Raw genomic sequence first — 26,352 nt, 5'->3', positions numbered from 1 at the left:
TGGAGCTGTACCTCCCCTGATGGGGGCGACCGTTCCTGTTGCACGCCCTACCTGACGGCGCTGAGGCTGCGGATCTGCGTGTGGATCCACGGGATGTAGTGGGAGACCCGCGTGTAGATGCCGGGCAGTCCTGCCCGCGCGCAGCCCACGCCGAAGCTCACGATGCCCTGGAGCACGTAGCCCTGAGCGCCTTGGACGACGAGCGGCCCGCCGCTGTCGCCCTGGCATGCGTCCTTGCCTCCCTGTTGATACCCGGCGCCGAACATGGCGTTTTCGTCGATGACGATTCCCTGGGACCTGTAGCTGTTGGCGACCTCCTGATGCCCGAGGACGGGGACTCCCACCTGCAGCAGGATGCTGGACGTGTCGTAGCCACCCTCGCGGGTCAGGCCCCAGCCCGCGACCGTCGCCATCGTGTTTTCAGCGACGCGCTCCCCGGAGGCTGGAAGGCAGACCGGGACGCGCGTGTTGCCGCCCGCGAGCCGCGGAACCAGGTTGGGGCGCATGCCCGAGGACTGGCCGCAAGCCCCGGTGACGGCCGTGTCGAACTTGATGGGCTTGTCGAGTTTGAGGACGGCGATGTCGTTCAGCGTCGTGTCCGGGTTGTATTGGGGGTGGTAGACGGCCCTCGTCACCCCGACTGTCTCTTGCGTGGACGTGGGGCGGTTCAGGTCATGCGCCCCAGCGGATGCCGTGGCGTTGGAGAGACCGTCATAGACGCAATGGGCCGCGGTGAGGACGATGTCGCTCTCCTCCTTGTTGCTCACCCGCACCAGGCTGCCCCCGCAGAAATGGCTGCCGTCCTGCTTCAGGCTGACAATCCAGGGGATGGAGTTCGGCCGGGCCTCGATGCCCCCCACGATCTGCTGTTCCGTGTGACCCACTGGTTCGAACGGGTCCTGTCCGGGCTCCGAACCCCCGCACCCGAGAAGACCGACCGCGACGACGACTCCGCTCATGAAGCGCATGCATCCTCCTGGCTCAAGTGCGGAGTAAGACAGCAATCGACATGCCGCGCTCATGTGCCCTGGCTGTCGTGTGACGGCACGTCGTCTTCGTCGCGGTGTGACATGTCAACGAAGGGGCATGACGCGTCAGCCGTCTGGGAAAGCGCGTCGGGCGGTGGGGAAGGGCAGGCCGACCCCCGAATCGTTCAAGGCGCCAGGTCCACTCCCTCCCGTGCAAGGTAGGCCACCGCCTCGACTTCTCCCGACCGTCCCGGAGTGCCCGTGAGCGCGGCCATGAACGGCCCATCCCACGCTTCCGCGTCATCCATCAGGCCTTCGCGAAGGAACTTCCGGAAGGCGTCCTGGCTCGGATGGGACATCTGGAGCCGGCACATGGAGCTGCGGCACTCCAGGGACACGATGCGCGCGCCCTGAGGCAGCACCGCACCGAGCCGCTCCGCGCGCCGTGTGGCGGCAGGGCTCCAGGCGGTGTCCACGCCTTCACCGAAGAAGCGCGCGTCCATCCGTGCGACGGCCTCGTCCGGCGTCGGCTCCTGGTGGACCGCCGCCATGCCTTCCGTGGAGAGGCCCGCGTCGGGTGGGCTCATGGCCACGGAGGACAGCTCTGGAGCCAGGGGTATGTCCACGCGCGGGCCCGCGGCCCGGACCGCCACCTGGGCCTCACGCGCCAGTCGCTCGGAGTGGGCGACCGAGGCCTCGAGCTCGCGAACCTGCGCCTTCAGCCGCTGCAACTCGGGGGCGTCGCGCGCACCGGGCTCCCATGTATTCACGTCGCTTGCGACAGCGAGCCGAAACACGCCGTAGGCAAGCAGCCCCACGAACAGGACCGCGCAAACCCATCCCTGATTTCTTGTCATGCCGCATGAACCGGGGCGCCCACGAATACGCGGGCACCCCGCCCCGAGAATCATGGTTTCATCCGGCTTCTGCTATGGATTGTAGTCAACGGCGTTGACCTGGCCGCCCGGGTCGACGAGGCAATTGGCGTACAGGTAGCCACTGTTGGGAATGTAGGCGCCGGTCAGCGTGATGAGCTGCGGCGTGCCGAAGGCGGGGAGCCACCTGCGAGAACCTCCCCAGACGACGGTGGCCTCGCGGTTCATCCCCACCGCCATGCAGCCAACGTTCCTCGACGACGTCGAGCCAAAAGCAGTGACGACCACCGTCTTGTTACCGGCACTGTCGGCCGTCAGGGGAATCTCGTAGCTCCTCCGGGTCGAGCAGATATTGGTCATGGTGCTGTATGACATCTGGAAACAGGGGCCGTCGCTCCAGAGGACGGGCCTTCCGGCGCTCGCGGGCACGGAGCGAGCCATCGCCGCGACCGGAAGGAGGACCGCCATCGTGAGAAATGCCTGCTTGAGCCGCCTCGTCATGCGTTTCACTCCTGGGTGGGGTGCTTCGCGCGAACAGTCAGTGCGAGCCACTGAAACAGCCATCCCTAAAATGAGGGAACACGCTCCCTGAGAGAGCGACCCTGGAGGTCCCATGGCCACTGGCAGTCTTCGAAGTTCTCAAGTCCGTGCCCTGTTTCGTCTGGTCAACGAAGCGCACGAACTGCCGGAGGGGGAGAGGCCGCGTCATCTGCTCTCCGGCATGTGCCGCCTCCTGGGCGCTGATGCGGGAGCCTGCGTATTGGAAGGCGACTTCAGACCGGAAGGTCGTGGAGGCTTCACGGCCGTCGTCCTGGAGGGCTGGGACGGCGCGGCGAGGCCCGCGCTCGAGGCGCTCCAGCGCATGGGCAGCGCGTGCAACCCGAGCATCCGCTCGCTGATGGAGCTGACTCCGGTGCCCGGCGCTGTCGTCACCGCGCTACGGCGGGAGCTCGTCGGAGATCGGACCTGGTACGGCGCGCCCTACGTCGAGCACTACCTGCGGCCGACGAATCTCGACGACTCGGTGTATTCGCTCCGGTGGTCCGAGGTGCCGGGAGCGGTGCGGGGCATCGGCATCTATCGTGGGCGGAGCGAGCGCCCCTTCGATGAAGCGGACCGCGAGCTGTTGCACCTGTTCCACGCCGAATGCGGGGCCTTGCTCGGCCTGCCGGAGCCCACGGAAGAGGGGGCCCTGGGCGTGCGGCTCACGCCGCGCGAACGCGAAACGCTGGGGCTGCTCCTGCAGGGGCTCAGCGACAAGCAGATCGCCGCACGGCTTGGCATCAGCCGCTTCACCGTGAATCAGTACACGAAGATCCTCTACCGGCGCTTTGGCGTGCAGTCCCGCACGGCCCTCATCGCGAGGTTGCTCGGCGGCCAGGGCGGAGGCACGCCTCTCCGGGGCACGTCTTCCAGCATCATGAGTCGCTCTGTGTCGGGGGACTACCGGGCCGGGCCTTTTTTTCCTGTCGACACCTGATGTATTCCTCCCAGGGGATGCCGGGACATCGGCATGTGTTGGGCGCGCCCGGACCTGCCGGGCGCACGCAAGGGGGAACACGCATGGCTGGTCCAATCCGTGGCAACACGCCACTGGCACCTGTTGTCATCAAGCCGCAGCCGGCGGCGACGCAAGCCGCCCCGCCTCCGCCTCCGCCCGTCGTCACACCCCCGGTCGACAAGGGCCTGCTCGCGCTCCAGCAGGTCGTGAGCACGGTGAGCACCTTCGTCAACACGGCCACCCGAACGGCGGCGCCCCAGCAGGACGCGCGTGCGGGCACCACCCCGGGCTTCAGCGTGGGCTCCCTGCTCATGGGGGGCGCGCAGGCGCTCCAGCAGCTTGCGCGCATGCTGCCCACGACGCGTGCTCCCGGCGCGACGGATCCGTTGAGCCAGGGCCTGACGCAGCCCATTGCCTCGGTGCGGGAGGAGTTGAAGCTGGAGCTGGCCCGCAAGCCGCCAAACCCCCAGGTCCTCGCCTTCCTCATCACCACCGGCCAGCAAGCGCTGGCCGAATCATCGGGGACGCTCTCCAACGTGCCCTCGGACCTGGCCGGAGCGCCGGCCGCCGCGCTGGCGGCGGAGGCGGGAGCGCTCGCGGGCGTGATGGCGCAGGCCCAGGCCCTGTTGCCTCCCGGTCCCCATCGCGCGCAGGCAGGACAGGCGGTGCTGGAGGCGCAGGCCGTGCAGGCGCAGTCCGAGGCGCTGGTGGCGATGTCCGCCTACGTGAATGCCCCTTCGGAGAAGGGCTTTGACACGTACGTGCGCGAGTTCGCGGAGGCGCAGCTCGCCTCGCAGCGCTCGGACCTGAACCGCGCGGCGCTGCAGTTGCCCAACGCCACCCCGGAGCAGTGGGGCGCGCTGGCGGTGGCCGCCGCCGAGCTCCAGGCGCTGATGGGCATCCTCCAGCAGCCGGATCCCTTCCTGACGCTGACCACGGAGATGCAGGCGCTCAACACCCAGTGCCAGGGGGTGGAGCGGGACTGGAAGGCCGCGCCCGCCGGCATGACGGGGCAGCCCGCGGCGCTGGGGCCCCAGCTGTCGCGCCTGACGAATGGAGCCATCACCGGCCTGCCCGTGTCGGCCGAGGCGCTGCTGGCCCTCCCTGTCTCCCAGCGTCAGGCCGTCGTGGATGCAATGAGCCAGTACTCGGGGCGCGGCGCCGTCAGCCCGGCCCCCGCGTTCGGCACCACGGAAGCGGGCCAGCGCCTCACGCAGGCGTTGAGCACGGCCGGGGAGCTGCGCGCCTCCGGCCTCACCTTCCAGGCATACCAGGACCAGGCCTCCGCGCGCGTCTCGGCGCTCTACCAGCAGAACCCGCTCCTGGGCGTAGTGGACCCGGCGCGGCTCGTCCAGGATCTCGCGCCCGGCATGACGGCGCGCTTCACGGTCTCCAACGGACAGCTCAGCCCGTCCGTGCAGCTGGGCTCGACGACCTTCGCCCCGGAAGCGAGCCCCGCCTCCAGCGCCGAGATGCTCCAGCGGATCACCTCGCAGCCGGGCTTCGCGGGGACCACCGCGGGCCTCACCCAGGGGTACGGGGCGCTGCTCCAGGGTGCATTGGCGGACGTGGTGACGTTGCAGCGCAACCTCGCGAAGGCCGTGCCGCCGCCCACCGCGATGGACCTCCTGCCGTCCGCGAGCCGCGCCTTCGAGGCCCTGGCCTCGCGGCTCACGTCACCGGGCGAGGCCGGGGGCGCCAACGGGCAGCCCGGTCCGTTGGGACGCGCGCTCATCTTCACGGGTGGGCTCTTCGACAAGTACGCGGAGCAGCAGCAGACCCAGGCGCGCCAGGACCTGGCCATCGGGCTGACGGGCGCGGTGGCGGGGCTGGGCGCGACCATCCTCACGGTGGCCTCGGGCGGAGCGGCGGCGCCGCTGCTCATCGCGTCGATGGCGGGCACGTCGATGCTGGCCGGCGGCTACGGCATGTTCCGCACCCACGAGCGCTTCGTGGATGCGCAGCGGCTGGCGCGGTTCGGAGAGCTCTCCGGCGTGGAGGACCCCAGCGCGTTCCAGTACCTGCTGGAGCAGGGACTCAACCTGTTCGGCATCGTGATGGACGGGGCGGACATCGCGCAGGCGGTGCGCGTGATGCGCGGCACGACGGCCGCCACGGAGGCGGCACGGATGCTCGGCTCGCTGGAGCAGCTGCTCGCGTCGCCGCTGGGCCTGCGGCTGGCGAGCCGGCTGGACGACGGCGCCGAGGTGACGGACGCGACGCTGACCGCGCTGCGGCAGCTCCAGTCCGGCGGCTACACGTTCGAACAGGTCGCGGACATCGCCAACCGCGCGGTGACGGCCCCGGAGACCCTGACCGACGCGGAGCGCGCGCTCAACCAGGTGGTCCGCGCCGAGCGGCTCTACACGCCGCAGGCGTTGGCGCTGTACCAGCGCTACCACCTGGGCCAGGGCATGTCCCCGGAGGACGCCTACCGGAGCGCGGTCGCCGCGTCGGGAGGAGACGCGACGAAGGTGCCCCCGGAAGTCGCCCAGGACTACGTCCAGTGGATGCAGCGCCCCAGCACGGTGGACAGCGCCCGGAACACGCGCATGGCCCTGCCGCCCAAGCTCGCCGTCTACGAGAGCAAGGAGCTCATCCGCGTCGGGGTGGATCCCCTGACGGTGCGGATGGAGACGGGGCTGGGAGGGCGTCCCGTCTACACGGCCCCGAATGGCACGCGGTACATCTACGATGGCTCGCAAGGCATGCGGGAGGTGCCCCAGACGTTCCTCGCCAGCACGTATTCCGTCATGCCGGCGAAGATCAAGGAGGGCTCGCTCGCCGCCGCGGGGCTCGAGGGGCTCAATCCCGAGAACCTGCGCGTCTTCCAGGCCGTGGAAGGGGGCTCGGTGCTGGTGGACAGGACGACGGGCGCCTTCTACTTCCAGGGCACTGACGGCGCCGTCACGGACTTCTACGTCCACCTCACCCCCGCCACCAAATACCAGGAGCTGATCGCCGGCAAGGGCTTGCAGCCCTACGGTCCCATTCAACCTCCAGACACGTTCGTGGACGGCCAGCTCCCCACCGACGTCGAGGGCCTGACGACGTCGAAGAAGGACCCGGACATGCTCATGGCCAGCTGGACCGTCAGCTCGCATGATCAGCCGGACTGGCTCGTCACGCGCAACCGGTCCAACACGCTGCTGGGCGACGTGCTCCTCGGTCAGGCCCGACGCAGTGACACGGAGAACCCGGCGCTCGTGTACATCTTCATGCAGCCCGCTTCGACGGACGTGCTCCAGGTGAAGGCCCACACGTTCACGGAGGGGAGCATGGGGCGCGCCAGCCTGACGCGGGAGCAGTGGTACCTGCGGGAGCCGCAGACCGCCCCGGAGGTCATCCTCTTCAATCCCGTGTCCTGGGACCGCGTCACGATGGTCATGAGCCAGACGGGAGAAATCCTCTACGCCCCGCCGCCTGTTCCCTAGCGCGTGGGCCCGCGTCTCCTGTCCGCTCACCAGGCCCTGGACGGAGGCGTTCCATGTCGGCTGGTGCACAGACAACGCGGGAAGGGCCGGTTGATTCAACCGATGGTTGCCTGAGGCAAGTGCTTTCCGGAGGCCCTGGTAAACCCAGACCTCGATTGGTTATGGCTTTCCATTCCATGACCCATCCCTCCCGTTGGCTGTTGCTCACCGCCTCCCTGGTCCTGGGTGGCTGCTCCTCCTCCTCCGGCGACGACGCCGGGACGCCGCCGCCTCCCGTGGACGGCGGCACCCCTGACGCAGGGCCTCCCGACGCGGGGCCTCCCGACGCGGGCGAGGTCTGGGATGGCGGCGCACAGACGCTGGTGGACCCGGGGGACGTGGTGGAGCAAGCGCCGTACTCGGACTGCACCTTCCTGCCAGAGCCAGGCACCACCCTCGCTTCGTGCTCGGACCCGGCCCTGTTCGACAGGTCCATGTGCCCATCCGGGGCGCTCGACGGCCTGGGGGCTTCGGGCGCGTACGAGGTGCGCCATCTGCCCTCCACCAATCCCTATCAACTCGGCTTCACGCTGCGGCTGCCTTCGGATGGGGGCGTGGGCGCGAGCGATGGCACTCCGCTGCTCTTCCAGGACGTGGGGGAAGGGGAGTTCTTCTTCGGGACCCGGGTCCTGCGGAAGCTCCCCACCCCCAACTTCCGGCACTACACCTTCGCCGGCTGCACGCGGCCGGAGCCGGGCCGTGTCAACGGTTGCTTCGCGCAGTGCACCCCCGAGGGACGGGTGATCAACAAGGGCAGCTTCACGGCGCTGCGCCACGGATGGGGACGGGGCGAGAGGGAGGCCTCGGGCCTGAGGCTCGTCTCCGAGTCCGCAGTCCCCCTGGCCTTCCCGGTGGACATCTACGTCACGAAGGGACACGCGTACGTGGTGGCCATTGGTGACAACACCGGGGACGGAGGCCTGGCGGTCTACGACGTGAAGGACCCCGCCCACCCGGTGCTCAAGAAGCGAATCCAGTTGGAGGGGGATACCTACTGGAATGGCGCCTGGGCGAAGGACGACGCGCTCTACATCGCGAGCGGCAACTCCGGCGTCATCGTCTACGACATCACGAACCCGGCGGATCCGCAGTACGTGCGCGCGCTGCCCGGCGGCGCCCTCAACGTGCACACCGTGCACGTGCGCGGAGACCGGCTCTACGGCATGGCGCCCTCGTCCTCCAGCCAGACGCTCATGTTCGACGTGAGCTCGGCGCTTTCGCCGCAGCTGCTGGAGCGCATCTCGATTCCGGACGAGAGCTTTGGGGGCGTGCACGACGCCTTCGCCTACGGAGACACCCTCTACGTCAACCACACCACCGAGGGCTACATCGCCTTCGACGTGAGTGACCCGACGCGCGTCCGGGAGCTGGGGCGCTACGCCTACGGCGACGCGTTCAGCCACGCGAACGCGGTGGGCACCTTCGCGGGACGCACCATCGCGTTCGAGGGCGGCGAGCAGTTGAACGCGCACCTGCGCGTGCTGGACGTCACCGACCCCGCGAACATGCGGCTCATCGGCCAGTACGCGCTGCGCCCCGAGTACTCCATCCACAACATGGTGCTGGTGGGCACGAAGCTCTACATCGCGTACTACCAGGAGGGCGTGCGCGTGCTGGACGTGTCCGTGCCGCCCCGGCCGCGCGAGGTGGCGTACTTCAACACGTACCAGGACACCCCGCCGACCCGGACGGGCTCCGAGTTCTTCTCGAACGCCATTGGCATCCGCGTGCCCGGGGACGGGTTCATCTACGTGGTGGACACGAACCGGGGCCTGCTCATCCTCCAGGAGGAGTGAGCGGGACTTCGAGGTCGGATGACCCCGACGGTGCTATCCTGGCAAGGTAGGACAACCTTTCGAGACAGGAAAAGCACATGCGAGCGGCAATCATTGCTGGACTGGTCGCTGTGGGACTGATGGCGGCCTGTGGAGGGCCCGAAGCAGCGGCGGATGGCACGAGCGGCGCGGAGCGAGCTCCCCAGGCCGCAAGCGGTAATCCAGCCGTGAGGCAGACAGGACTTCCTCCTGACAACATCTGCCGTCTCGAGTGCTGGGGCGGGCCCGCCGCCGGGACTACAGCGGCGCCTTACGCAGCCACGCTCCAGGAGTGTTTCGACCACGTCAATCGCATCTGCGCCGTGGCGGACGGTGGTTGGTATTTCTTCACTTATAACGGCCAGAGCTGGGCCAACTGAATTTCGGATGCTCGCCCGGGCAGAACGGGCGGCACCTCGCGCTGCAGCACGTGAGCCGCGAGGCACGGGCGGGATCCCTCGGCCCCATGCCCACCGAAACACCTGGACAGGAGGGCCCGGGATGGGCTCTCGACGCCAGCGCCCACCGTCCGAGCCTGGTAGTAGCCGCGTGGGCCGTGCCGCTATGGCCGGCCGAAGTCCTGCACCCAATAGCTGTAGGTGCTGCCCGGCACGGTGGAGTGACCGATGCCTACGTGAATGTGCGCGGGGTTCATGATGTTGTTGCAATCGTGGGGATTGGCCATCCACGCATCCACCACCGCCTCCGCGGTGCTGTAGCCCGAGGCGACGTTCTCCTCCACGTACGACAGCGGGGTGTAGCCCTTGGTCGTGACCCGCCGCAAGGGGGTCCAGCCGTTCAAGCTGATGTAGCCAAGGTAGCTGTTCATGGCCATGTCCTGGGCGTGCGCGCGCGCGGTGCAGTTCAGCAGCACTTGCGCGGTGAGCGGGGGCACCGGCAGCTTCGCCACCCCACCACAGGTGGCACCCACGGCGCGTCGCTGGTTGATGAGCGAAAACACGGAACTCTCCAGCGCGGCCGAGGCGGTGGGCGACGGCAGGCAGGGTTCGATGCCTGTCGCGTGGCTCTCGACCGAACGCATGTCATCCGTCGGGAGGAGGGTGGTTTCGCTTGTGGGCGTCGTCGTCTGTTCCGCTTCACAGCCGCCCATCAGGACAGTGCCAAGGAACAGCAGGGAAAGAGAGCGGGAAGAGGACGTCATGGCAGGATCCTCTCTTGGGGCTAAGTCTGATTGATCGGATATTCCTACTTTCGAGGCTTCAGGTGAAGACTTTCTACACAGAGCGGGCGGATTGAATGTCAAGCAGACACATGGCTGGAGGGGTTCGGGCCCATGACAACCCAAGCCCCCAGTCCGACGCTCGCGCCGTTCCCGAGTGAGCCCCAATCCTTGGTGCTGACAAACCTGTTCTGCTCCGACAGGGGCCACGGGTGTAGCGCGAAGCGCCACATCCGGGCCGGAAGCCGTGACATAAAATGATACATTTCCTGTCACGGGAGAGACGTCCACGACAGGAGGGATGGCGCTTCGCGACGCCTGGCATGAAGCCTGCTCTGGGGCGCGCCGTGGAACCAAACCAGCACCAGGGAAGACAAATGCACATGCGGATCGCCGTGGGACTTCTGGCCGGTGGGCTGATGATCGGTTGTGGTGGCGCCGAGTCGGACGTGACGATGGATGACGGCGCCAGGACGGGCGCTGAGCGGACCGTCACGGCCAGCGCCGCCCTTCAGTACGCCCGCTTCGAGGTGAAGGCCACCAGCGCGGTCGCGTCCCCCTGCTCTCCCTCGCAGGTGGAGGCCGCCGAGGCTCACATGGTCAAGAACTTCGGCAAGTACACGCGGCTGGTCGACTGCAATTACTACTTCTTCGGCCAGGTGGGCTTCATCGAGTACACCTACACCCTCACGCGCTGACAGGCTGAAAGGCATTGCCCTTCCGGCCTTCCGTGCCGGGAGGGCAGCCGGTGGGCCGAGCGGATATCCTGCCCACCATGCCCCAAGCCCATGCTCCGAAGTACGTCGCGTTGACCCTTGTCACGGCGGTAGGACAGGAGATTCCCGTCACGGGGACCTCCTTCACCATTGGCCGGCAATTCGACTGTCACTACCGGCCTGACTCCGTGCAGATCTCACGTCGGCACACCCTGCTGAGCCACGAGCCGGAGGGTTGGTTCGCGGAGGACATGGGCTCCGCCATGGGGACCTTCCACAACCAGCGTCCCCTCACCGGCCGCCAGCGACTGGCCGATGGCGACGAGCTCATGGTCGCGGACGTCAAGCTCCGGGTCCGGCTCCGCTAGCGTCTCAGCGAAGGTCCTGGAGCACCTGGAGCACCCGGTGCCGCAGGGCCAGCAACTCCGAGCGCTGGGAGAGTCGCGCGAGGGTCGCGCCACTGGGGCGGGGGTCGCGAGTGAGTTCGGTCAGCTTCGCCAGCTCCGCATCCAGCCTGCGGAGGGACAGCTCACAACAGGTGACGCGGAAGACCTTCACCAGGGCGTCCTCCTCCGTGGGCAGGGTCCGCGTGGCGCCCGCGAGGGCTCGCGCCACCACGCCAGTGGCCGCGAGGCCTCCGGTGGTCGCGGTGCCCAGCGCCATTCGCAGCCCCGCCTCCTGAAGATGCTCCAGCGCCGCGAAGGCGTCCTGCTCCCTCACGCTGGGATTGCGCAGCACACAAGCCACCGCGCGGGCCTCCAGCGCGTCCACGCCGCGCTCGGCTGGCGTGACGACCGCGGGGGGAGGGGAGGGCGCCTGGGCCACCGTCGCTCCCGGTGCCCCGGTGAGCACGTCCTCCAGCTCCGCGGAGGGCAGACCCACGTGAGCGGACAGTGCGTCGAGGAAGGCCGTGCGCATGAGGCCTGGGGGAATCTTCGCCACGACGTCGCGCAGCCGTCCCAACGCGAGCATCTTCTGCTCGAAGCTGGCTTCACGTCCCTCGGGCAGCACGGTGGTGAAGAGGTGGCGCGTGAGCGGACGGGCGTCCTCCAACAGACGCGACACTCCTGCTCCGCCCTCCCGCAGCGCGAAGGTGTCCGGATCCTCCCCTTGGGGCAGCAGCGCCACGGAGGTGGCCACTCCGGCGGCGAGCAGCGGTCCGGCCAGGCGCTCCACCGCGGCGAGCCCCGCCGCGTCCCCGTCCAGCAGCAGCACCAGCTCGCGGGCCTCGGCTCGCGCGAGCAGCTGGAGGTGGCCCGGCGTCAGGTGCGTGGAACAGAGCGCCACGGCATGGCGCACCCCCACCTGATGCAGGAGGACGCAGTCGAAGTAGCCCTCCACCAGCACCGCGCGATGCAGCCGGCGGATCTCCGCCCGCGCGAGGTCCATCCCGAACAGCGTGTCCGCCTTGTGGTAGAGCGGGCTGTCCTTCGAGTTGAGGTACTTCGCTCCCCCGGCGCCACCGGGCATGAGACGCCCCCCGAAGCCCAGGGGACGTCCGTCCGGCGAGCGCAGCGGCAACATCACCCGGCCCCGGAAGAAGTCGTAGCAGCCCGCGCCCTGCTTGCGCGGCCGCACGAGCCCCGTCTCGAGTCCCGCCTCCCGCAGCCCCGCGCGCTCGAGCCGCTCCGTGAGCCGGTCCCAGGCTTCGGAAGCCCAGCCCAACCCGAATGCGCGCGCCGTCTCTTCCGTGACGCCCCGCGCCTCCAGATAGGCCCTCGCCGATGCGCCTTCACTGCTCCAGAGCAGGGCCTGGAAATGTTCCTGGGCCAGCCTCGTCACGTCGCGCAAGCGCTGGCTCGAGTCCGCCGCCGAGGCCTCGGACTCGGACACCGGGAGTCCCACCTCGCGTGCCAGCTGACGCACGGCCTCCCCGAAGGAGAGCCCGAGCATGCGCCGGAGGAAGTCCACCGCGTCTCCGCGCGCGCGGCACCCGTGACAGAAGAAGAAGCCCTTCTCCGGGACGACGTAGAAGGACGGGGTGCGCTCCTCGTGGAAGGGGCACCGGCCGCGAAACTCCTTCCCACTTGGAGTGAGCGCCACGTGACGTGAGATGAGGCCGGGCAGGTCCACCCGGTGGCGCAGTTCCTCGAGGGTCTGGGGAGAGATCCGCCGCGATGCCATGAGCCGTTCCGGAGGGCCACTCTACTCCGCATGGGGCCTGCTGTTCCTGGCCCAGGCCTCAGCCCAGGAGACCGAAGGGCTTCCACTCAAGGAGCGCACGCCCCGCTTGGATTGGCGAAGGGTCGACAGTTCGAGAAGGCGTGCGCTAGCTTGCGCGCGCTCCGGCAGCGGAAGCGCGATGGGTATCCGATCAGTCCTCCAGACCACTGTCCTCCTCGCGCTCGGGCTCTCCGCCGTCGTGATGATGGTGCATGACTTCGCCTCCTTCCCCGGGCTGCACGCGGATGAAGCGTGGGTGGGGATCCGGGCCCTGGAGCACCAGGAGCGAGGCTTCTTCACGCTCCATGGGATGCGGTACTACGCGGGGAGCCTCTATCCCTACGCGCTCTCGCTTGTCTTCAAGGCGCGAGGCGCTTCGGTCGAGTCGCTTCGGCTCCCAGGCCTGCTCCTGAACGGGGCGGGGCTGGGCATCCTCTTGCTGGTGCTGCTCCGCCAGTCGGTGCGCTCGGCGGGGCTGTTCGTGGCGCTGTGCTGCACCTCGCTGCTCCTGCTCTTGGAGGCACGGATCGCCTGGGAGGTGATGGCCTGGAACCTCTTCGGCATGGCGTGCCTCGTCGCGGTGGCGCATGCGTTCCTGGTCCGTGGGAGCTCCAGCGCCCTCACCGCGTTCCTGTTCTTCGCGGTGAACCTCGTGGGGGTGCTGAACCACTTCGTCTTCGTCTCCTGGAGCCTCGCGTTCGCGCTGGCCTCGGCGGTGCTCTGGTGGCGTGGCCGTGCGGACGCCGCCACCTCCCGCTTCTTCGTGCTCAACGCGGTGGGCCTGGTCCCGGTGTTCATCGCCTGCGTGCTCCAGTGGGCGCTGGACGACGAATCCTTTCAGCACCACCCCACCTTCGTCCTGTCTGGCCTCGTGGCGCTGCCACTCCTGGCCACCGGGCTGTGGCGGGCGCTGGTGCCCGTCCTCGAGCGCCACGCTCCCTCCCTTCAGGCGTGGTGCTCCGCCCGATTCGAGGGCTCGCGCCTGCGCAAGCCCCACGTCTGGCTCAGGGTGGCGCTGGTGCCGTTCGTCATCATGCACGGCATCGGGCTGCTGGGCGTCCTTGGCAACGACGTGCTCTACCGCCGGCTGTTTGGCTATGTGCCGCCGCTGGCGCTCCGCCTCGTGGGGTTGCTCTTCGTGGGCGTGTTGCTCGCCACCGTCGGGGTCGCGTGCCTTCGCACGGTCAGGGCCTTCCGGCAGGATGCCACCGACCCCCACGGCACGTTCTGGGCGCTCGTGCTGCCCCTCTACGCGGCCTGCTTCCCGCTCTTCACCAGCCGGGAGTCTCCGCGCCATTACCTGCTGCTGACCCTGGCGCTCTTCTACGCGGGCGCCGTGCTCATCCCGAGCCACCTCCCGAGGCTCCGGACGCGGCTGCTCGCCGCCACCCTCGTCTTCGCGGCGGTCACCCAGGCGGTGGCCTGGTGGAGCCTGGGCTCGCCGCCACGTCCTCCCCTGGACTTCAGGATTGGCTGGCGGAAGGAGACCTCCAAGCACCTGCAGGACATCGCCCCCGTCTATGCGTTGCTGAAGCAAGAGGGCATCTGCCGCTACGAGGGCGAGTTCTTCATCCAGCAGCCGCTCGAGTTCCTGCGGCAGGCCGAGGGCTGGAGTTGTGCGAACCCAGCCCCGGCCACCATCGAGTACTGCCCGACCTGCGAGGAGACCTTCTTCTTCTCGGTCCGGCGCTGAGCGACCTCCCGCGCTATCCGAGCGCCGCCTTCCCGTCCGGCTTGCGCTGGAACCGGTAGAGCACGAAGCCCACCGCGAGCGCGATGGCCCCGGCGACGAGGTTTTTTCGCTCCGCACTCAGCGCGAAGACGACGCACAGCGCGGCGGCGGCGAGGGGAATCACGGGCCCCCCTGGGATGCGGAACGCGTTCGCGGGCGCCTGGAGCTTGCGGCGCAGCACGGGCACCGCCATGGCCGTGCCGAAGTACGTGGCGAGCCGGGCCACCACGGAGAGCGTGGCGAGCACCTCGAACGAGCCGGAGAACGCGAGGGGCAGCGCGATGGCCGTCTGCGTGAGGATGGCGACCGCCGGCGTGCGGTAGCGCGGATGCAGCGTGGCGAGCGCGGCGGGGCCGAAGCCGTCCTGCGCCAGCGCGTACAGGTAGCGCGGCCCGGCGAGCACGGTGTTGCTGTTGGTCCCCAGGATGGACAGCACCCCGCCCACCGTCATGAGGAGCCCACCCCAGCCTCCGAGGAACCGCGCGGCGGCGTTGGCGAGCGGTGTCTGCGCATCCGCGACCCCGGGCAACGTGCCCAGCGCCACCCACTGGACCGCCGTGTAGATGAGCGTGACCACGCCTATCTGCACGATGAGCGCGAAGGGCACGTCGCGGCGTGGGTTCTTGAACTCGCCCGCCGGAGCCGCCGTGTTCTCGAAGCCGGCATAGGCGAACAGCAGCAGCAGCACCGCGGACCCCAGGTTGCCTCCATCCCTGGGAGCGACCGACGTCGCCATCGGCACGGACACGAAGAAGAGGCCCACGGCGATGAACACCAGCAGCGGCACCGTCTTGGTGACGGCGAGGAACACCGCGGTGCGAGCGCCGCCCTTCACGCCCACGACGTTGATGGCGGTGAGCGCGAGCAGGGGCACGGCGATGGCCAGGCCCTGGCCCAGGCCCGAGTTCGCCGCGGGCCACAGGAAGCCCAGCGCGCGGGAGAAGCCGACGGACAACGAGGCCACGGACGAGACGCGCGCCAGCCACGTCATCCAGCCGACCTGGAATCCCACCCGCTCTCCAAAGGCTTCACGCGTGTAGAGGTAGGCGCTGCCGGGCTTGTCGAAATAGCTGGCCGCCTCCGCGAAGCAGAGCACGAGCAGCAGCACCGCCAGCCCCGCGAGCACGACGGCGCCGGTGCTGGCCGAGCCCAGGTTCGCGGCGGCCGCCGCGGGCAGCAGGTAGACACCGCTGCCGATGACGTCGTTGATGGAGAACCCGACGATTTCCCAGCGCGATACCGCGCGCCGCATGCCTGGCTCAGGAGGAGGCGAATGGGTTCCGGTGGTCATGGACGCAAGGCGATAGGGGAGGGGAACCCACTGGAGCACAGATGCAGCGAATCCGCGAATTCGCGAAAGCCGTGCCATCTTCCATTGCTCCGCCATGGGAGCACGCCGAGGCCTCGCGGCTCACGCGGGCAGTTGTTGCAGGGCCTCCGCGAGGCGGATGTGCCCCTGGAAGGCGCCGCTGCCCCGAGGCGTCTCGCCCTTCTCAATGGCATGGGCGAAGCGCACGCCGGCGTCCGCCTCCAGCCGCTCGAAGAGGCCCTGGAGCTTCGGGTAGTCGCGGCGGTCCAGCACCTCGTGGTACCGGGTCCACCGGGCGATGCCGATGAAGTAGGCGTCCGCCAGCGTGCGGTGGTCTCCCAGAAGCCACGGCGTGTCGCCCATCAGTGCCTCCAGGTTCGCGTGCGCGGAGATCACCTTGCGGGCCCCAAGGTTGCGCAGCGCCTGCTTTTCGGACTCCGGCAGCTCGGCGTGCTCGATCGCGTACCAGAGCGGCGCGAAGGCGCTGAAGAAGGTGGTGTTCAGGTACGCGAGCATCTGGTTCAACCGGTCGAAGTCCTCGGTGCCCTGGGCGAACGACAGCCCGGTGCCCACGCCGCGCGCGCCCAGGTGGTTGAGGATGGCCATGCTTTCGCTGATGCGCGCGCCCGTCTCCGTCATCAACGTGGGCGTCTCCGCGATGGGGTTGATCCGGCGGTAATCCGCGGAGGTGACGTCCTCCGGCATGGCGATGCGGCACAGCTGGTAGGCGCGGCCCAGCCACTCCAGCGCGACGATGGAGCCAAACGAGCAACCAGAGGGGACACCGTAGAAGAGGGTAGGCAATGCCATGGTGAGGCTCCTGTCCGAGGTGGAAGGCGTGATGCCTTCGATGGGGACAAGATGGCCGTGGCAACGCGCGCCGTGTAGACAGCGGAACGCGAATGCAAGGTCCACACCCGTGGACGATGAGGCGCGGCCCATGAATCTCAACGACCTCCATCTCTTCGTCCAGGCCGTGGAGAGCGGTGGCTTCGCCGCGGCGGCGCGGCGGCTGGGCATTCCCAAGTCCACGGTGAGCAAGCGCGTGGCCGAACTGGAGGACGCGCTGGGCGCCCGGCTGATCCAGCGCACGTCGCGGAGCTTCACGCTGACGGACGTGGGACGGGACTTCCTCGACCATGCCCGCGCCGCCGTGATGGAGGCGGAGGCCGCGGAGAACGTGGTGCGCCGCCGGCAGGCGGAGCCCAGTGGCGTGGTGCGAATCACCACGTCGGTCCCCACGGCGCAGTTCCGGCTCGCGGACCGTCTGCCCCTGCTAGCACTGGCGCATCCCAAGGTCCGCGTCGAACTTCACGCGACAGACCGCTTCGTGGACCTGGTGCAGGAGGGATTCGACATCGCCGTGCGCAGTCACTTCTCGCCCTTGCCCGCCTCGGGCCTGGTGCAGCGCCGGCTCACGGTGGAGTCCACCATCCTGGTGGCGTCACCCGGCTACCTGTCCAGCTGCGGCAGGATTCGCAGGCCCGAGGACTTGAGCGAACACGACGGCCTCCTGACCAGCGCCACGGCCACTTCATGGCGGCTGCGCGGGCGGGCAGGGGAGACGGTCACCGTGATGCCGCGGGCACGCATGACCGCTGATGAGTCACTGGTGCTCTTGAAGGCAGCCACGGCCGGGCTGGGCGTCGTCTGTCTGCCGGAGACGTTCACCCGCGCGGACGTGGAGGCCGGGCGGCTGGTTCGGGTGCTTCCCGCCTGGACGGCGGGCATGGTGACGACGACGATCCTGACGCCACACCGCAGGGGCCAGCTGCCCGCCGTGCGTGCCGTCATCGACTTCCTGATGGAGGGCGCCGGCGGAGCGTGAGCGTCCTCGGCACGGGCGCTCCCCGGGGGCGGGTGCCGAGGGATGGGCGGAAGAGTTCCCCCCCAGGACCGCGATCCCTGAGACGATGCCGCAACTCGTTACCCCGTTCGCACGGAGACCGCATGTACACGCTCTACTATTCGCCGGGTGCCGCCAGCATGCTGGTGCACTGGGTGCTGCTCGAGCTCGGCCAGCCGCACTCCCTGGAGCGCGTCGACACTGGCGCCGGACAGCAGAAGCGCCCCGAGTATCTGGCGCTCAACCCGAATGGCGTCGTGCCGACCCTGCTGATTGACGGAAAGCCGCACTTCGAGGCCGCGGCCCTGGTGACGTACCTCGCGGACCGCCATCCGGAGGCGAGCCTGGCTCCCGCGCCGGGAAGCGCGGCGCGCATGGCCTACTACCAGTGGATGTTCCACCTGGCGAACATGGTGCAGCCGCTGTTCCGGCAGTGGTGGTACCCCCACGAGCCCGCGGGGGAGGCCCATGCCGAAGCCGTGCGCTCCACCGTCGCGGGCCGCATCGAGCGCGCGTGGCAGGTGCTGGATGCGCACCTCGCCGCGAACGGCCCCTTCCTGCTGGGGAAGACGCTCAGCGTCGCGGATTTCTACCTCGTCATGCTGATGCGCTGGTCCCGCGCCATGCCGAAGCCCGCCACGGCGTGGCCGCACCTGGCCGCGGTCGCCACCCAACTGAAGGCGCGGCCTTCGTTCGCGACCCTGTACCAGCGCGAGGGGCTGACGGAGTGGGCCTGAGCGGCGGAAGGGCCGAGCACCTGAAGCCTCAGAGGCCGTCGAGGAACCCGTCGACCACGTCGTCCGGCACCCAGCGTGCCCAGTCGACGGCAACGACGTCATCCTCTCGCCGTGGGGCTCCGGCGAGTGTGCCGGACGCGACCAGCACTGCCTGAGGCCATCCGCTCAGCCACCTCGCATATTCGAGTCGATAGAGGTTCGCTTCGTGAGTGCTTGATCTCCACGACGGCGCAGCGCTCCACCCCAATGGGCAGCGCCACCTTCACTGTGCTTCCCGTTGGGCCGGACAGCAGGCTGCTTCGGCCTGAGCTACCGAGTCGTGCTCGGCGTCTCTACCTTGGCGAAGGCTGCGGGAGGAGTGACGCGGCGCCTGGGACTGGCAGCTCCGGCCTGGGTTCCAGAGCCGGTCTTTGCTGGCTTCCTTCTTCCGTACTTGATGTTCCACTGGGTGGATGGATGAGGACCCTCGAACAGAACTTCAGAAAACGTCGGAATCAGTGCCGCCGAGACGTGTGCCTGCAGCGCGCCGGTGCAGCAGTTGATGATCGCGACCGGCGCGTACTGGGTGCAGCGTTCCAGGAAGTCTTGCACCACGAACGATACCCGCCAGAGCGTTTGCCAGACGTAATCGCGTACACCGTTCAATGTCTTGCCAGTGACGCGGGGGCTGTCGGCTGTCATCGTATTGTCATCCGGATTCGCGAGCTGGGGCGTGAGCGATGCCAGCAGCTTGAGGTTGCAGTGGTATGGGATGGGATTGGCGATGACGAGTGCGTATTCCCCATCGGGAAGCCCCAACATGGCTTCGTTGAGCGCCTCAAGGACGTATTTTTTGATGGCGCCGCCAGTCTTGCCCGGCCCCTTGCCTTGTGCCGGGCCTTTGACGAGCAGCGCACTGCCATCGGGAACAGGCTCGAACTCCTTGTCGCCGGGTGACTCCAGTAGCAACAGGATGATCGGCTGGCCCACTGCCGAACGGGCATGGACATCAACGTAGTTCGAGTTCGGGAGCAAATCGGTACGGGTGGAGCGGAGTCTTTTTTGCGCGACCATCTTTCCGTCCCGAGCGGTCACTGTATAGCGCCATGCATCCGGCACGATGCACTGGCTGCTGAAGAGATACGCCAGCTTTACGTGACGGTCCGCTGCGGCGGTGAGCCGCACCAATTCAGCGTCGCGGATCCACACAGTCGCGGCACAGGCGTTCGGATCGCGCTGTTCGACCGGAATGGCGACGTATGAATTGACCGTGCGCGCATGGATGTCATTGCTGGTGGGGCTTGTGCTCATGACCTTGCCGTAGACTGGTGGTGATGGAGTCGAGGGTGGAAACTCTCCCTCAAGCGGGGGATCGACCGGCGGAGTCCGCGCGATGGATAGCACGCCGAGTCCTCGGCGCCCCGCGCTCAGGCCGCTTCGACGCGGTCGCAGTAGGCGTCGAACGCCTTCTTCCAGGCCGGACGCGCGATGCAGCGCCGCTGGAAGGCGAGCACGTTGGGATAGGCCCTGACGACACTCTCATCGATGCCGGCGCCCAGCACATGCGTCATCAAGAGGTCCGCGATGGTGAACTCGTCGGTCGCGACGAACTCCCTGCCCGCGAGCCAGCCGTCGAGCTGCTTCAGGCGCATGTCCCCCCACTGGTGAAGCGCATCGCTCGCCTGGGTGCCCTTGCCGCCGTTCAGGTCGACGAACCATGCGGTCAGGATCGGGACTTCGATCGTGTTCAGCGCCGCGACGCACCAGCGCAGCACCTGCGCTTCGCCGGCGAGGTCGCGCGGCATCAGCTTGCCGCTCCTGCGGGCGAGGTAGAGCAGGATCGCGCCCGACTCGGTGACGACCACGCCGTCGTCGTCGATCACCGGAATCTGTCCGAACGGGTTGAGCGCGCGATACGCGGGCGTATCGAGGTCGCGCTGCGGATGATCCATCCCCACGACCTCGTACGGCAGCCCCATCTCCTCCAGCGCCCACAGCACGCGCAGGTCGCGGGTCTTGCCGCGGGCCATCTTGTTCACTCGGGAGAAGCCGTAGACCTTGATCATGCGCGCATCCTACTTCGCGCGCGGATGGCTCGTGCATGTCTTGCTGGATGCCTTCGCTTGTCCCCGGTCAGACGCGCCAGCTCAGCCGCACGCGGGTGCCTCGGGGCTCCAGGGCGTCGATGGACAACGTCCACCCGAAGCGCTGGGCCAGCCGTTCCACCAGCGACAGGCCAATGCCGTGGCTCTCGCTCCCGGGCTCGGCGCGGCCAAAGCCAGCCCCCGTGTCGGAGAGGGTCCACGCCGAGGGCTCGATGGTGATGACGATTCGCCCTGCGTCCGTGTACGCGAGCGCGTTCTTGAGGAGGTTGCCCATCATCACCCTGGCGACGGAGGCCGGGAGGGGGGCGTGGACTTCGCCCGCGGACTCGATGGTGAGCTCGATGCCATCACTCCGCCGGAGGTGCCCGTACAACGCGAGCAGCTCTCGCGAGACACGGAGCAGGTCACAGCTTTCCTCGGAGCGGCGCTCCCGGGCCAGCCAGAGGATGCCCTCCGTCAGCAGGCCCATCTGGCTCACGGCCCTGCGCAGCCGGTCGAACGTCTCCGCGTCTCGCGGTGGGTCGAGCTCCAAAATCTCCACCGCCCCCTGCGCCACGGCCAGGGGCGTGCGCAGCTCATGACTGGCATCGCGGTTGAACCGCCGCTCACGCTCCAACTGCTCCAGGATGCGCGCGTCGCGTGCGAGCAGCGCGTCCAGCAGCGCGCGGACCTCGGTCACTCCGCCGTCGTCCTTGGGCGGTGGTGCCCCTTCGGTCCGGATCCACTCCACCATCCGCTCCAGCGGCCGGCCGAGCCTGCGGGCAACGAGGTGGGCCAGCAGCGCGGCGGCCAGCAGCGCCAGCAGGGCACTGGTGAGGAGCAGTCCGGCGGTCCGCTTCAGGTTGTCCGTCGTGCTCGTCAGGCGCGTCACGTCGAATGCGAAGTACCGGCGGTCTCCGTCAGCGCCGGGGCGCACCGCGACGTGGAAGTGTCCGTGGCTCCCGGCGGCCACCTCGTACTCGCCCGGAGGCGCGCCAGGACGCAGCCGCTCCGCGAGCCACGGTGGCAGCGCGGCGTGGCCGTCATACCGGGTGACTCCGGGGAAGTGGCCCGGCTCGGGCCGGTCCGCCTCCGCGGCCACGATGCGGCTGAAGATGACGTCCTCGAGGTCGTAGCTGAAGAGCGTGAAGAACCCGCCCATCATCACCAGCGCGAACGCGGCGGACAGCCCCATGGCGCGCCGGAGCATGGCGCGCACCGACCGGGTCCTAGCGCGCATCCAGGCGGTACCCCTCGTTGCGGCGGGTGGTGATGGCCTCGTCGAGCCCCAGCCCCGCCAGTGCCTTGCGCAAGGCATAGACGTGGGTGCGCAGCGCGCTGGACTCGGGGGCCTCGTCCCCCCAGAGCCGCTCCGCCAGCGTCGCCGCGGGGACGGCTTCGGGGGCGGCCTCCATCAGCCACCGCAGGAGGAGGGCCTCGGTGCGGTTGAGCCGGACGGTGCGCCCACCCCAGCGCGCCTGCCCGCTCTCCGGCTCCAGCGTGAGCCCGCCCCGCGTCAGCGTCCGCCCGCTCGGAGGGATGGGTCGGCGCGCCAGGGCCTCCAGGCGCCAGCGCAGCTCCCGGAGCGAGAAGGGTTTGACGAGGTAGTCGTCCGCGCCCGCCTGGAAGCCCTCCTCCTTGTCCTCGAGCGTGTCCCGGGCGGTCAGCATCAGGATGGGGACGAGCCGGGGCGCGACCTGCCGGTAGCGCTCACACACCTCGATGCCGCTCATGCCGGGCAGCATCAGGTCCAGCACGATGACGTCGTACGGGTGGGCCAGCGCGAGCGCGAGCCCCTCGGGGCCGGTGCCCGCGAAGTCCAGCAGGAAGTCCGGCTCCAGGAAGCGGGCGATGTTGGCCTGGAGGTCTCGGTTGTCCTCGATGACGAGCACGCGCATGGGAGTGACCCGGATGCTACCCGCGGTCACGTCAAATGGAGGTCAGCTGGCGGGTGACGCCTGGCTGACCCTCGCTCCCGCAGGCTCCAGGGCCTCTCTCGATGGAGGCGTCCATGCTGAAGCGTTCGCTGTTGCTGGGGTTGATGTTCCTCACCACCTCCGTGGCCCAGGCCGCGAGCCCCGCGGTCCCGCTGGAGGTTCGCGCGGAGGATGGGTCGCCCATTCCCGTGTGGGTGCTGGAGCCGGAAGGGCAGGGGACGAATCCGCCCGTGGCCGTCCTGCTGCACGGCCTCACCCGGAGCAAGGACGACTGGCTGTCCGACGCGGAGCCGACCTTCGGTGGCGTCCTGACGGAGCAGCTGCGGAGTGCTGGCTACCGGGTCTACCTCATGGACGCGAGGCGGCACGGCGCACGGGCGACCCCCGATGCGCGGCCCGGGGCCCTCGCGAAGCGGGCACACGCCGGTGAGCCCGGTCCCTATCAGGCGATGATTGTCGACACCGTGCGCGATGCGCAGGTGCTCCTCACGAAGGTGCTGGCCCAGGGCAAGAAGCCGCCGAGGGTGCTCGTCGCCGGCTACAGCATGGGCGCGCAGGTGGGCCTGCTCCTGGCCTCGCGCGAGCCTCGCGTCACCCACCTGGTGACGATGGTGCCGCCGCATGTCGACCCCGTGCTGGGCGACGCCGCGCCGGTGAACCGGATGGGCAAGGTCCATCAGACCTGGCTGCTGCTGACGGCGAACCGCGATCCCTTCTCCACCGAAGAGGACACCCGGAAGCTGTTCGAAGCCGCGCCCTCCAAGCGCAAGACGCGCCGGGCCTTCGACAGCGGGCACGCGCTGCCGCGCGAGTACCTGGACGAAGTCCGTCGTTGGTTGGGCGAGGCACAGCGACTGCCGTAGTGGCGCGTGTATTTCCTGGTGTTCACGGCGCCCTGCCGAGGCGAACCGTCACGCCCCTGCCGTCACCCGTGCGGACCAGGATGTCCGGCCTGCCGTCCGCGTTGACGTCGGCAAGGGTGAACCAGCTCGCGTTGGGAAGGTCGAGACGGACCCGATAATCTTCACCCATGTCGCCGGGTCCGTTACCCCATCGGCCGAAGTCGTCGGCCAGCATGACGAGGAACTGACCGGTGTCATCAATCAGGGCCAGGTCGGGCCGGCCATTGGCATCAATGTCGTGGAGCGCTGACCATGTCACGTGTCCTGACAGGCCGACGCGGCGGCTCATCTCCTCGGTGAAGTTGCAGGTGCCGTCACCACGCAGCACCCGGAGGGATGCGGCGAAGGTCACGACGGCATCCACGTGTCCGTCTCTGTCGACGTCCCGGAGTTCAACCGACCCGGGAGGCTGATCAAAGACCACCTGCTTCAGGAAGCGGAAACCACCATCACGATTTGAGTGGTAACAATTCATTGCCCGAAGACCAGGCGTAAGAAGTGCGACCAGATCGTCGGCACCGTCATGATCAATGTCGGCCAGCCGGAGCATGGTGGATTTTGCCATGGTCCCTGCGGTGGGGCTGGACTCGACTGAATTGACTGTGAGCTGGTTGAAGTTGCCCTGGAGGACGAACAATTTCAGGTCAAGTGCACTCAGGCCGCCGGGCGCCTCAAACCGTCCGAGCCCATCTTGGGGGACCGTTGAAACGTGGCCGTTGTTCAGGTTGACCTTCCGCAGTTGATTCGTATCCCAAGTGCCAAAACCGTCGAGCACGTAGAGGCTGTCTCCAATGATTGCGCAATTGTCGCTTCGCGCGGCGAACGCGAAGGAGCCGGTACCGAATGGGCCATCGGTATAGACCCGGACTCCGGCGCGGCCTGCGACCGTGCTCACCTCCCGCTTGTCGAGGTCGATGCGGCGGATCAGGGCATTTCCGCTGTCGATCACGTAGATTATTTGCCCTTTGATGCACAGGGCTGTCGGTGTGTTGAACAGCGCGGAGGCAAGGGGACCGTCCTGGTAGCCTGCGGTCGAACCTGCGAGGCGTCCGAGCGAGGAGGTCGTCAGCGATACTCGCTCAATGGTGTGGGCCGTCCCCGTGGCGACAAACGCTTCTTCCCGCAAACCGGAGATGGCGATGTCGGAGACAGCTCGTATCTCGGTCCATCGCTGCTCGAAGCGATAGTTGCCGTTGGCGTCGACGCGAAGCCGGGCGAGGTCGTAGTCGTCAGTGGAGAGATTGCGGAGGCCGGCGAATCCAATCACCCCGTATCGCGCGAGCCGTTCGATCCGGTAGGCGTCGGGCCCCTGCCTCGCCCGGAACATGAGCGCGCCGGTCGGTGGGTCGCGCGTCGCGATGTCTCGCCCCTGAACCGATTGCCAGAACGGAACATCAATCCCCGGCGGCGGACCCCCTGTTTGGTAGGTCGCAAGGTCCAGTCCGACATTGACCTGAGGGCCAAGCGCGAGCACGGTCTGCGGACTCTTGAGCCGGTCGAAGTAATGGAAGGGATCGCTCTCGAACGCGAGGAGTCCGTAGCGCGGGGAGGACGTGACCCAGTCGGTCAAGCCATCGCCGTTGATATCACCCGAAGCGACGCCGGGGTCATGGGGAAGGGTCTGGCTGTTCGACTGCGGGCCATGGACGAAGTGTCGGTGTGAGAAGTCATCGTCGCGAAGATGGGTTCGGTCCAGTGGAAGCTTCAGCCCGCCAAGCGCCAGGAGACTCTCCTGGCTGTTCGATGCCAGCAACAAGCCGCGGCGGCCCTGCGGGCCGACAGTGCCGACTGACATGTATGAGAGGTTGGGTGAAACCGGATAGTCGTAGGCGGTGCTCGAACTGTGTCCCGAATAGACGCGCAGCACGTTCCTTCCTTGCACGGTGCCGAGCACGACGAGATCCTCGCCCGGCGTGTCGTCCAGTTCCTGCGTGGCGAGTGCCTGGACGAACATGTCGGTGGCCAGGCGTGTCCCTGGATGGAACGCGAGGAGACGGCTCGTTGGGGTCTGGGCGTTCACATAGCCGAGGTCGCGCAGCATTTGCTCCTCGACAGGCAGGTAGTTGCGCCGCCTGACCGCCTGGGCGATCGCTGGCTGCATGACGGTCACGGGCCCTTGGAGTGACCAGTGGGACAGGCTGCTGCCGTTCTCGAAAGGACTTGGGCTGTGAAGTCTGGGCAGCCGGCCCAGGCTCGCCTGCGCGAGCGGACCGGCCCAGCCTGCTTCGTTGGCGGAGCCGCCACTCAGGTCCTGGGGCGTCGCGACAAACCGTCCGGTCTTGTCGACGAGGGCGCCCCCGCCGGGACGGACCGACAAGGTATCAAACGTTGTGTATACCCCGGGATTCGTCCCTGTCCGCCGACTCGTTCCGTCTGGGCCGATCAGGCTCGCCATTCCGAGCGCGTGCGTGACCTCATGGAGCGCAACCGAGCGCATATCGGTTGTCCCCACCGGAGGAGGGGTGGGCCCCGGATGGAAGCGGTGGAAGAAATTGAATCTCACCACCAGGTCGGGAAGCGTGGGATCAGGGTCGATCCCCGTCTGGATGTGGGTCGCGGTATGGCCGGCCACGATCCCCGGCGACGTCGAGGCCGGGTGGACTGAAGCCGCGCTCGCCAGGATGTTGCTGCTTTCGTGGAGTGACGCTTCCACTGTGACAGCGATCACCGCTCTGTGGTTCGCACCGAGGACCTTGTCGACATAGAGGAGCGTGTCCTCGAGCGCTTTGCGCCGCTCCAAGCCTTGCTCCGGATCATCGAAGCCCTTTCCGCTGCGCGTGACCACGTCTGTATAGGTGACCGCCCAGGTGAGTCCGCCAGCAACCCGCATGGCCGAATCTGGCGCGTGCAGCAGGGCCTTGCGTGCGCCTGGCCCTAGAGGCACGACTTCGCCAGTTGACCAGAGGAGGAAGGGTTCGTCTCCGGTCTCCTGTCTCAACGCCTTTGCAGAGACTTCGCTGATGCCGCTCCGGCCGGAAAACGTGCATCCCAAGAATGCGGTCAAGGCCGCGAGTGCAATCTGCCTTGTGAACATCGATTTCCCCCAGGCGATGGATCGGAGCGTCGTGCCGAGCGTCCATTGGACCACCTTCGGCTGAGCCCGCGAAGGGCTCGGACAAGTTGCTCGCTGGCGGCG

21 protein-coding genes are annotated in these 26,352 nt (G+C 68.2%); 9 read left to right on the top strand and 12 right to left on the bottom strand.

Annotation, left to right across the window (positions count from 1 at the left end):
• Nucleotides 1-47: 47 nt before the first annotated feature.
• The 3 genes from NR792_RS09805 to NR792_RS09795 all read right to left on the bottom strand — a co-directional run bounded on the left by NR792_RS09805 (nucleotide 48) and on the right by NR792_RS09795 (nucleotide 2,344).
• A complete protein-coding gene (locus tag NR792_RS09805; RefSeq protein WP_375759796.1) occupies nucleotides 48-959 on the bottom strand; it encodes a serine protease in 912 nt (303 codons plus the stop codon).
• A 194-nt stretch (nucleotides 960-1,153) separates the two neighbouring features.
• Nucleotides 1,154-1,738: a hypothetical protein gene (locus NR792_RS09800; RefSeq protein WP_375759795.1), complete on the bottom strand. Its 585-nt coding sequence runs from the start codon at nucleotides 1,736-1,738 to the stop codon at nucleotides 1,154-1,156.
• A 159-nt stretch (nucleotides 1,739-1,897) separates the two neighbouring features.
• Nucleotides 1,898-2,344: a hypothetical protein gene (locus tag NR792_RS09795; RefSeq protein ID WP_375759794.1), complete on the bottom strand. Its 447-nt coding sequence runs from the start codon at nucleotides 2,342-2,344 to the stop codon at nucleotides 1,898-1,900.
• A gap of 259 nt (nucleotides 2,345-2,603) precedes the next feature.
• Here NR792_RS09795 and NR792_RS09790 point away from each other — a divergent pair, with 259 nt between their 5' ends.
• From NR792_RS09790 to NR792_RS09780, 3 genes are all read left to right on the top strand, one after another.
• Nucleotides 2,604-3,323 carry a response regulator transcription factor gene (locus tag NR792_RS09790; RefSeq protein ID WP_375759793.1) on the top strand — a complete coding sequence of 240 codons (720 nt, stop codon included), beginning with the start codon at nucleotides 2,604-2,606 and terminating at the stop codon, nucleotides 3,321-3,323.
• 83 nt (nucleotides 3,324-3,406) lie between these two features.
• Nucleotides 3,407-6,778 carry a hypothetical protein gene (locus NR792_RS09785; protein WP_375759792.1) on the top strand — a complete coding sequence of 1,124 codons (3,372 nt, stop codon included), beginning with the start codon at nucleotides 3,407-3,409 and terminating at the stop codon, nucleotides 6,776-6,778.
• A gap of 176 nt (nucleotides 6,779-6,954) precedes the next feature.
• Nucleotides 6,955-8,613, top strand: coding sequence for an LVIVD repeat-containing protein (locus NR792_RS09780; RefSeq protein ID WP_375759791.1), 1,659 nt, complete (start codon nucleotides 6,955-6,957; stop codon nucleotides 8,611-8,613).
• Between the two features lie 580 nt (nucleotides 8,614-9,193).
• On the opposite strand, the gene NR792_RS09775 is transcribed toward NR792_RS09780, so the two are convergent.
• Nucleotides 9,194-9,793, bottom strand: coding sequence for a CAP domain-containing protein (locus NR792_RS09775; protein ID WP_375759790.1), 600 nt, complete (start codon nucleotides 9,791-9,793; stop codon nucleotides 9,194-9,196).
• A 401-nt stretch (nucleotides 9,794-10,194) separates the two neighbouring features.
• Here NR792_RS09775 and NR792_RS09770 point away from each other — a divergent pair, with 401 nt between their 5' ends.
• Nucleotides 10,195-10,509 carry a hypothetical protein gene (locus tag NR792_RS09770; protein ID WP_375759789.1) on the top strand — a complete coding sequence of 105 codons (315 nt, stop codon included), beginning with the start codon at nucleotides 10,195-10,197 and terminating at the stop codon, nucleotides 10,507-10,509.
• A 77-nt stretch (nucleotides 10,510-10,586) separates the two neighbouring features.
• Nucleotides 10,587-10,895 carry an FHA domain-containing protein gene (locus NR792_RS09765; protein ID WP_375759788.1) on the top strand — a complete coding sequence of 103 codons (309 nt, stop codon included), beginning with the start codon at nucleotides 10,587-10,589 and terminating at the stop codon, nucleotides 10,893-10,895.
• A 4-nt stretch (nucleotides 10,896-10,899) separates the two neighbouring features.
• Here NR792_RS09765 and dnaG read toward each other — a convergent pair whose 3' ends face one another.
• Complete coding sequence (gene dnaG / locus NR792_RS09760) at nucleotides 10,900-12,651, bottom strand: DNA primase (protein WP_375759787.1); 1,752 nt, start codon at nucleotides 12,649-12,651, stop codon at nucleotides 10,900-10,902.
• 178 nt (nucleotides 12,652-12,829) lie between these two features.
• Between dnaG and NR792_RS09755 the strand changes: the two genes are divergently transcribed.
• Nucleotides 12,830-14,383, top strand: a complete 1,554-nt coding sequence (locus NR792_RS09755; protein ID WP_375759786.1) for a hypothetical protein — start codon at nucleotides 12,830-12,832, stop codon at nucleotides 14,381-14,383.
• 13 nt (nucleotides 14,384-14,396) lie between these two features.
• Here NR792_RS09755 and NR792_RS09750 read toward each other — a convergent pair whose 3' ends face one another.
• Together NR792_RS09750 and NR792_RS09745 are read right to left on the bottom strand one after the other, a co-directional pair.
• Nucleotides 14,397-15,674, bottom strand: coding sequence for an APC family permease (locus NR792_RS09750; protein ID WP_375759785.1), 1,278 nt, complete (start codon nucleotides 15,672-15,674; stop codon nucleotides 14,397-14,399).
• Between the two features lie 159 nt (nucleotides 15,675-15,833).
• The gene (locus tag NR792_RS09745) at nucleotides 15,834-16,541 is read right to left on the bottom strand and encodes a glutathione S-transferase family protein (protein ID WP_375759784.1); all 708 of its coding nucleotides are present in this window, start codon (nucleotides 16,539-16,541) and stop codon (nucleotides 15,834-15,836) included.
• 130 nt (nucleotides 16,542-16,671) lie between these two features.
• Here NR792_RS09745 and NR792_RS09740 point away from each other — a divergent pair, with 130 nt between their 5' ends.
• Together NR792_RS09740 and NR792_RS09735 are read left to right on the top strand one after the other, a co-directional pair.
• Entirely contained in the window at nucleotides 16,672-17,559 is an 888-nt protein-coding gene (locus NR792_RS09740; RefSeq protein ID WP_375759783.1) for a LysR substrate-binding domain-containing protein, read from the top strand.
• Between the two features lie 122 nt (nucleotides 17,560-17,681).
• Entirely contained in the window at nucleotides 17,682-18,314 is a 633-nt protein-coding gene (locus tag NR792_RS09735; protein ID WP_375759782.1) for a glutathione S-transferase family protein, read from the top strand.
• A 309-nt stretch (nucleotides 18,315-18,623) separates the two neighbouring features.
• Here NR792_RS09735 and NR792_RS09730 read toward each other — a convergent pair whose 3' ends face one another.
• The 4 genes from NR792_RS09730 to NR792_RS09715 all read right to left on the bottom strand — a co-directional run bounded on the left by NR792_RS09730 (nucleotide 18,624) and on the right by NR792_RS09715 (nucleotide 22,275).
• Nucleotides 18,624-19,604: a hypothetical protein gene (locus NR792_RS09730; protein WP_375759781.1), complete on the bottom strand. Its 981-nt coding sequence runs from the start codon at nucleotides 19,602-19,604 to the stop codon at nucleotides 18,624-18,626.
• 116 nt (nucleotides 19,605-19,720) lie between these two features.
• A complete protein-coding gene (locus tag NR792_RS09725; protein WP_375759780.1) occupies nucleotides 19,721-20,359 on the bottom strand; it encodes a glutathione S-transferase family protein in 639 nt (212 codons plus the stop codon).
• Between the two features lie 67 nt (nucleotides 20,360-20,426).
• Entirely contained in the window at nucleotides 20,427-21,617 is a 1,191-nt protein-coding gene (locus NR792_RS09720) for a sensor histidine kinase (protein WP_375759779.1), read from the bottom strand.
• Nucleotides 21,607-22,275 (bottom strand): response regulator transcription factor, encoded by a 669-nt coding sequence (locus tag NR792_RS09715; protein WP_375759778.1) that lies wholly within the window; start codon nucleotides 22,273-22,275, stop codon nucleotides 21,607-21,609. Before NR792_RS09715 ends, NR792_RS09720 begins: the two co-directional genes overlap by 11 nt.
• 113 nt (nucleotides 22,276-22,388) lie before the next feature.
• On the opposite strand from NR792_RS09715, the gene NR792_RS09710 reads away from it, so the two are divergent.
• On the top strand, nucleotides 22,389-23,177 hold the full coding sequence (locus NR792_RS09710) for an alpha/beta hydrolase (RefSeq protein WP_375759777.1): 789 nt from the start codon (nucleotides 22,389-22,391) through the stop codon (nucleotides 23,175-23,177).
• Between the two features lie 22 nt (nucleotides 23,178-23,199).
• On the opposite strand, the gene NR792_RS09705 is transcribed toward NR792_RS09710, so the two are convergent.
• A complete protein-coding gene (locus NR792_RS09705; protein ID WP_375759776.1) occupies nucleotides 23,200-26,250 on the bottom strand; it encodes an FG-GAP-like repeat-containing protein in 3,051 nt (1,016 codons plus the stop codon).
• Nucleotides 26,251-26,352: the final 102 nt, after the last annotated feature.

Origin of the sequence: Corallococcus exercitus (assembly GCF_042231735.1) — a bacterium.
Lineage (GTDB): Bacteria > Myxococcota > Myxococcia > Myxococcales > Myxococcaceae > Corallococcus > Corallococcus exercitus_B.
This window is presented reverse-complemented; position numbering and strand designations above follow the sequence as displayed.

Excerpts from the sequence above, each read along its gene's own strand:
- NR792_RS09740 (WP_375759783.1), top strand. The coding sequence starts at position 16,672 with ATGAATCTCAACGACCTCCATCTCTTCGTCCAGGCCGTGGAGAGCGGT.
- NR792_RS09715 (WP_375759778.1), bottom strand. The coding sequence starts at position 22,275 with ATGCGCGTGCTCGTCATCGAGGACAACCGAGACCTCCAGGCCAACATC.
- NR792_RS09775 (WP_375759790.1), bottom strand. The coding sequence starts at position 9,793 with ATGACGTCCTCTTCCCGCTCTCTTTCCCTGCTGTTCCTTGGCACTGTC.
- NR792_RS09725 (WP_375759780.1), bottom strand. The coding sequence starts at position 20,359 with ATGATCAAGGTCTACGGCTTCTCCCGAGTGAACAAGATGGCCCGCGGC.
- NR792_RS09705 (WP_375759776.1), bottom strand. The coding sequence starts at position 26,250 with ATGTTCACAAGGCAGATTGCACTCGCGGCCTTGACCGCATTCTTGGGA.
- NR792_RS09770 (WP_375759789.1), top strand. The coding sequence starts at position 10,195 with ATGCGGATCGCCGTGGGACTTCTGGCCGGTGGGCTGATGATCGGTTGT.
- NR792_RS09765 (WP_375759788.1), top strand. The coding sequence starts at position 10,587 with ATGCCCCAAGCCCATGCTCCGAAGTACGTCGCGTTGACCCTTGTCACG.
- NR792_RS09710 (WP_375759777.1), top strand. The coding sequence starts at position 22,389 with ATGCTGAAGCGTTCGCTGTTGCTGGGGTTGATGTTCCTCACCACCTCC.
- NR792_RS09805 (WP_375759796.1), bottom strand. The coding sequence starts at position 959 with ATGAGCGGAGTCGTCGTCGCGGTCGGTCTTCTCGGGTGCGGGGGTTCG.
- dnaG (WP_375759787.1), bottom strand. The coding sequence starts at position 12,651 with ATGGCATCGCGGCGGATCTCTCCCCAGACCCTCGAGGAACTGCGCCAC.
- NR792_RS09735 (WP_375759782.1), top strand. The coding sequence starts at position 17,682 with ATGTACACGCTCTACTATTCGCCGGGTGCCGCCAGCATGCTGGTGCAC.
- NR792_RS09785 (WP_375759792.1), top strand. The coding sequence starts at position 3,407 with ATGGCTGGTCCAATCCGTGGCAACACGCCACTGGCACCTGTTGTCATC.
- NR792_RS09720 (WP_375759779.1), bottom strand. The coding sequence starts at position 21,617 with ATGCGCGCTAGGACCCGGTCGGTGCGCGCCATGCTCCGGCGCGCCATG.
- NR792_RS09730 (WP_375759781.1), bottom strand. The coding sequence starts at position 19,604 with ATGAGCACAAGCCCCACCAGCAATGACATCCATGCGCGCACGGTCAAT.
- NR792_RS09755 (WP_375759786.1), top strand. The coding sequence starts at position 12,830 with ATGGGTATCCGATCAGTCCTCCAGACCACTGTCCTCCTCGCGCTCGGG.
- NR792_RS09795 (WP_375759794.1), bottom strand. The coding sequence starts at position 2,344 with ATGACGAGGCGGCTCAAGCAGGCATTTCTCACGATGGCGGTCCTCCTT.
- NR792_RS09750 (WP_375759785.1), bottom strand. The coding sequence starts at position 15,674 with ATGCGGCGCGCGGTATCGCGCTGGGAAATCGTCGGGTTCTCCATCAAC.
- NR792_RS09780 (WP_375759791.1), top strand. The coding sequence starts at position 6,955 with ATGACCCATCCCTCCCGTTGGCTGTTGCTCACCGCCTCCCTGGTCCTG.
- NR792_RS09745 (WP_375759784.1), bottom strand. The coding sequence starts at position 16,541 with ATGGCATTGCCTACCCTCTTCTACGGTGTCCCCTCTGGTTGCTCGTTT.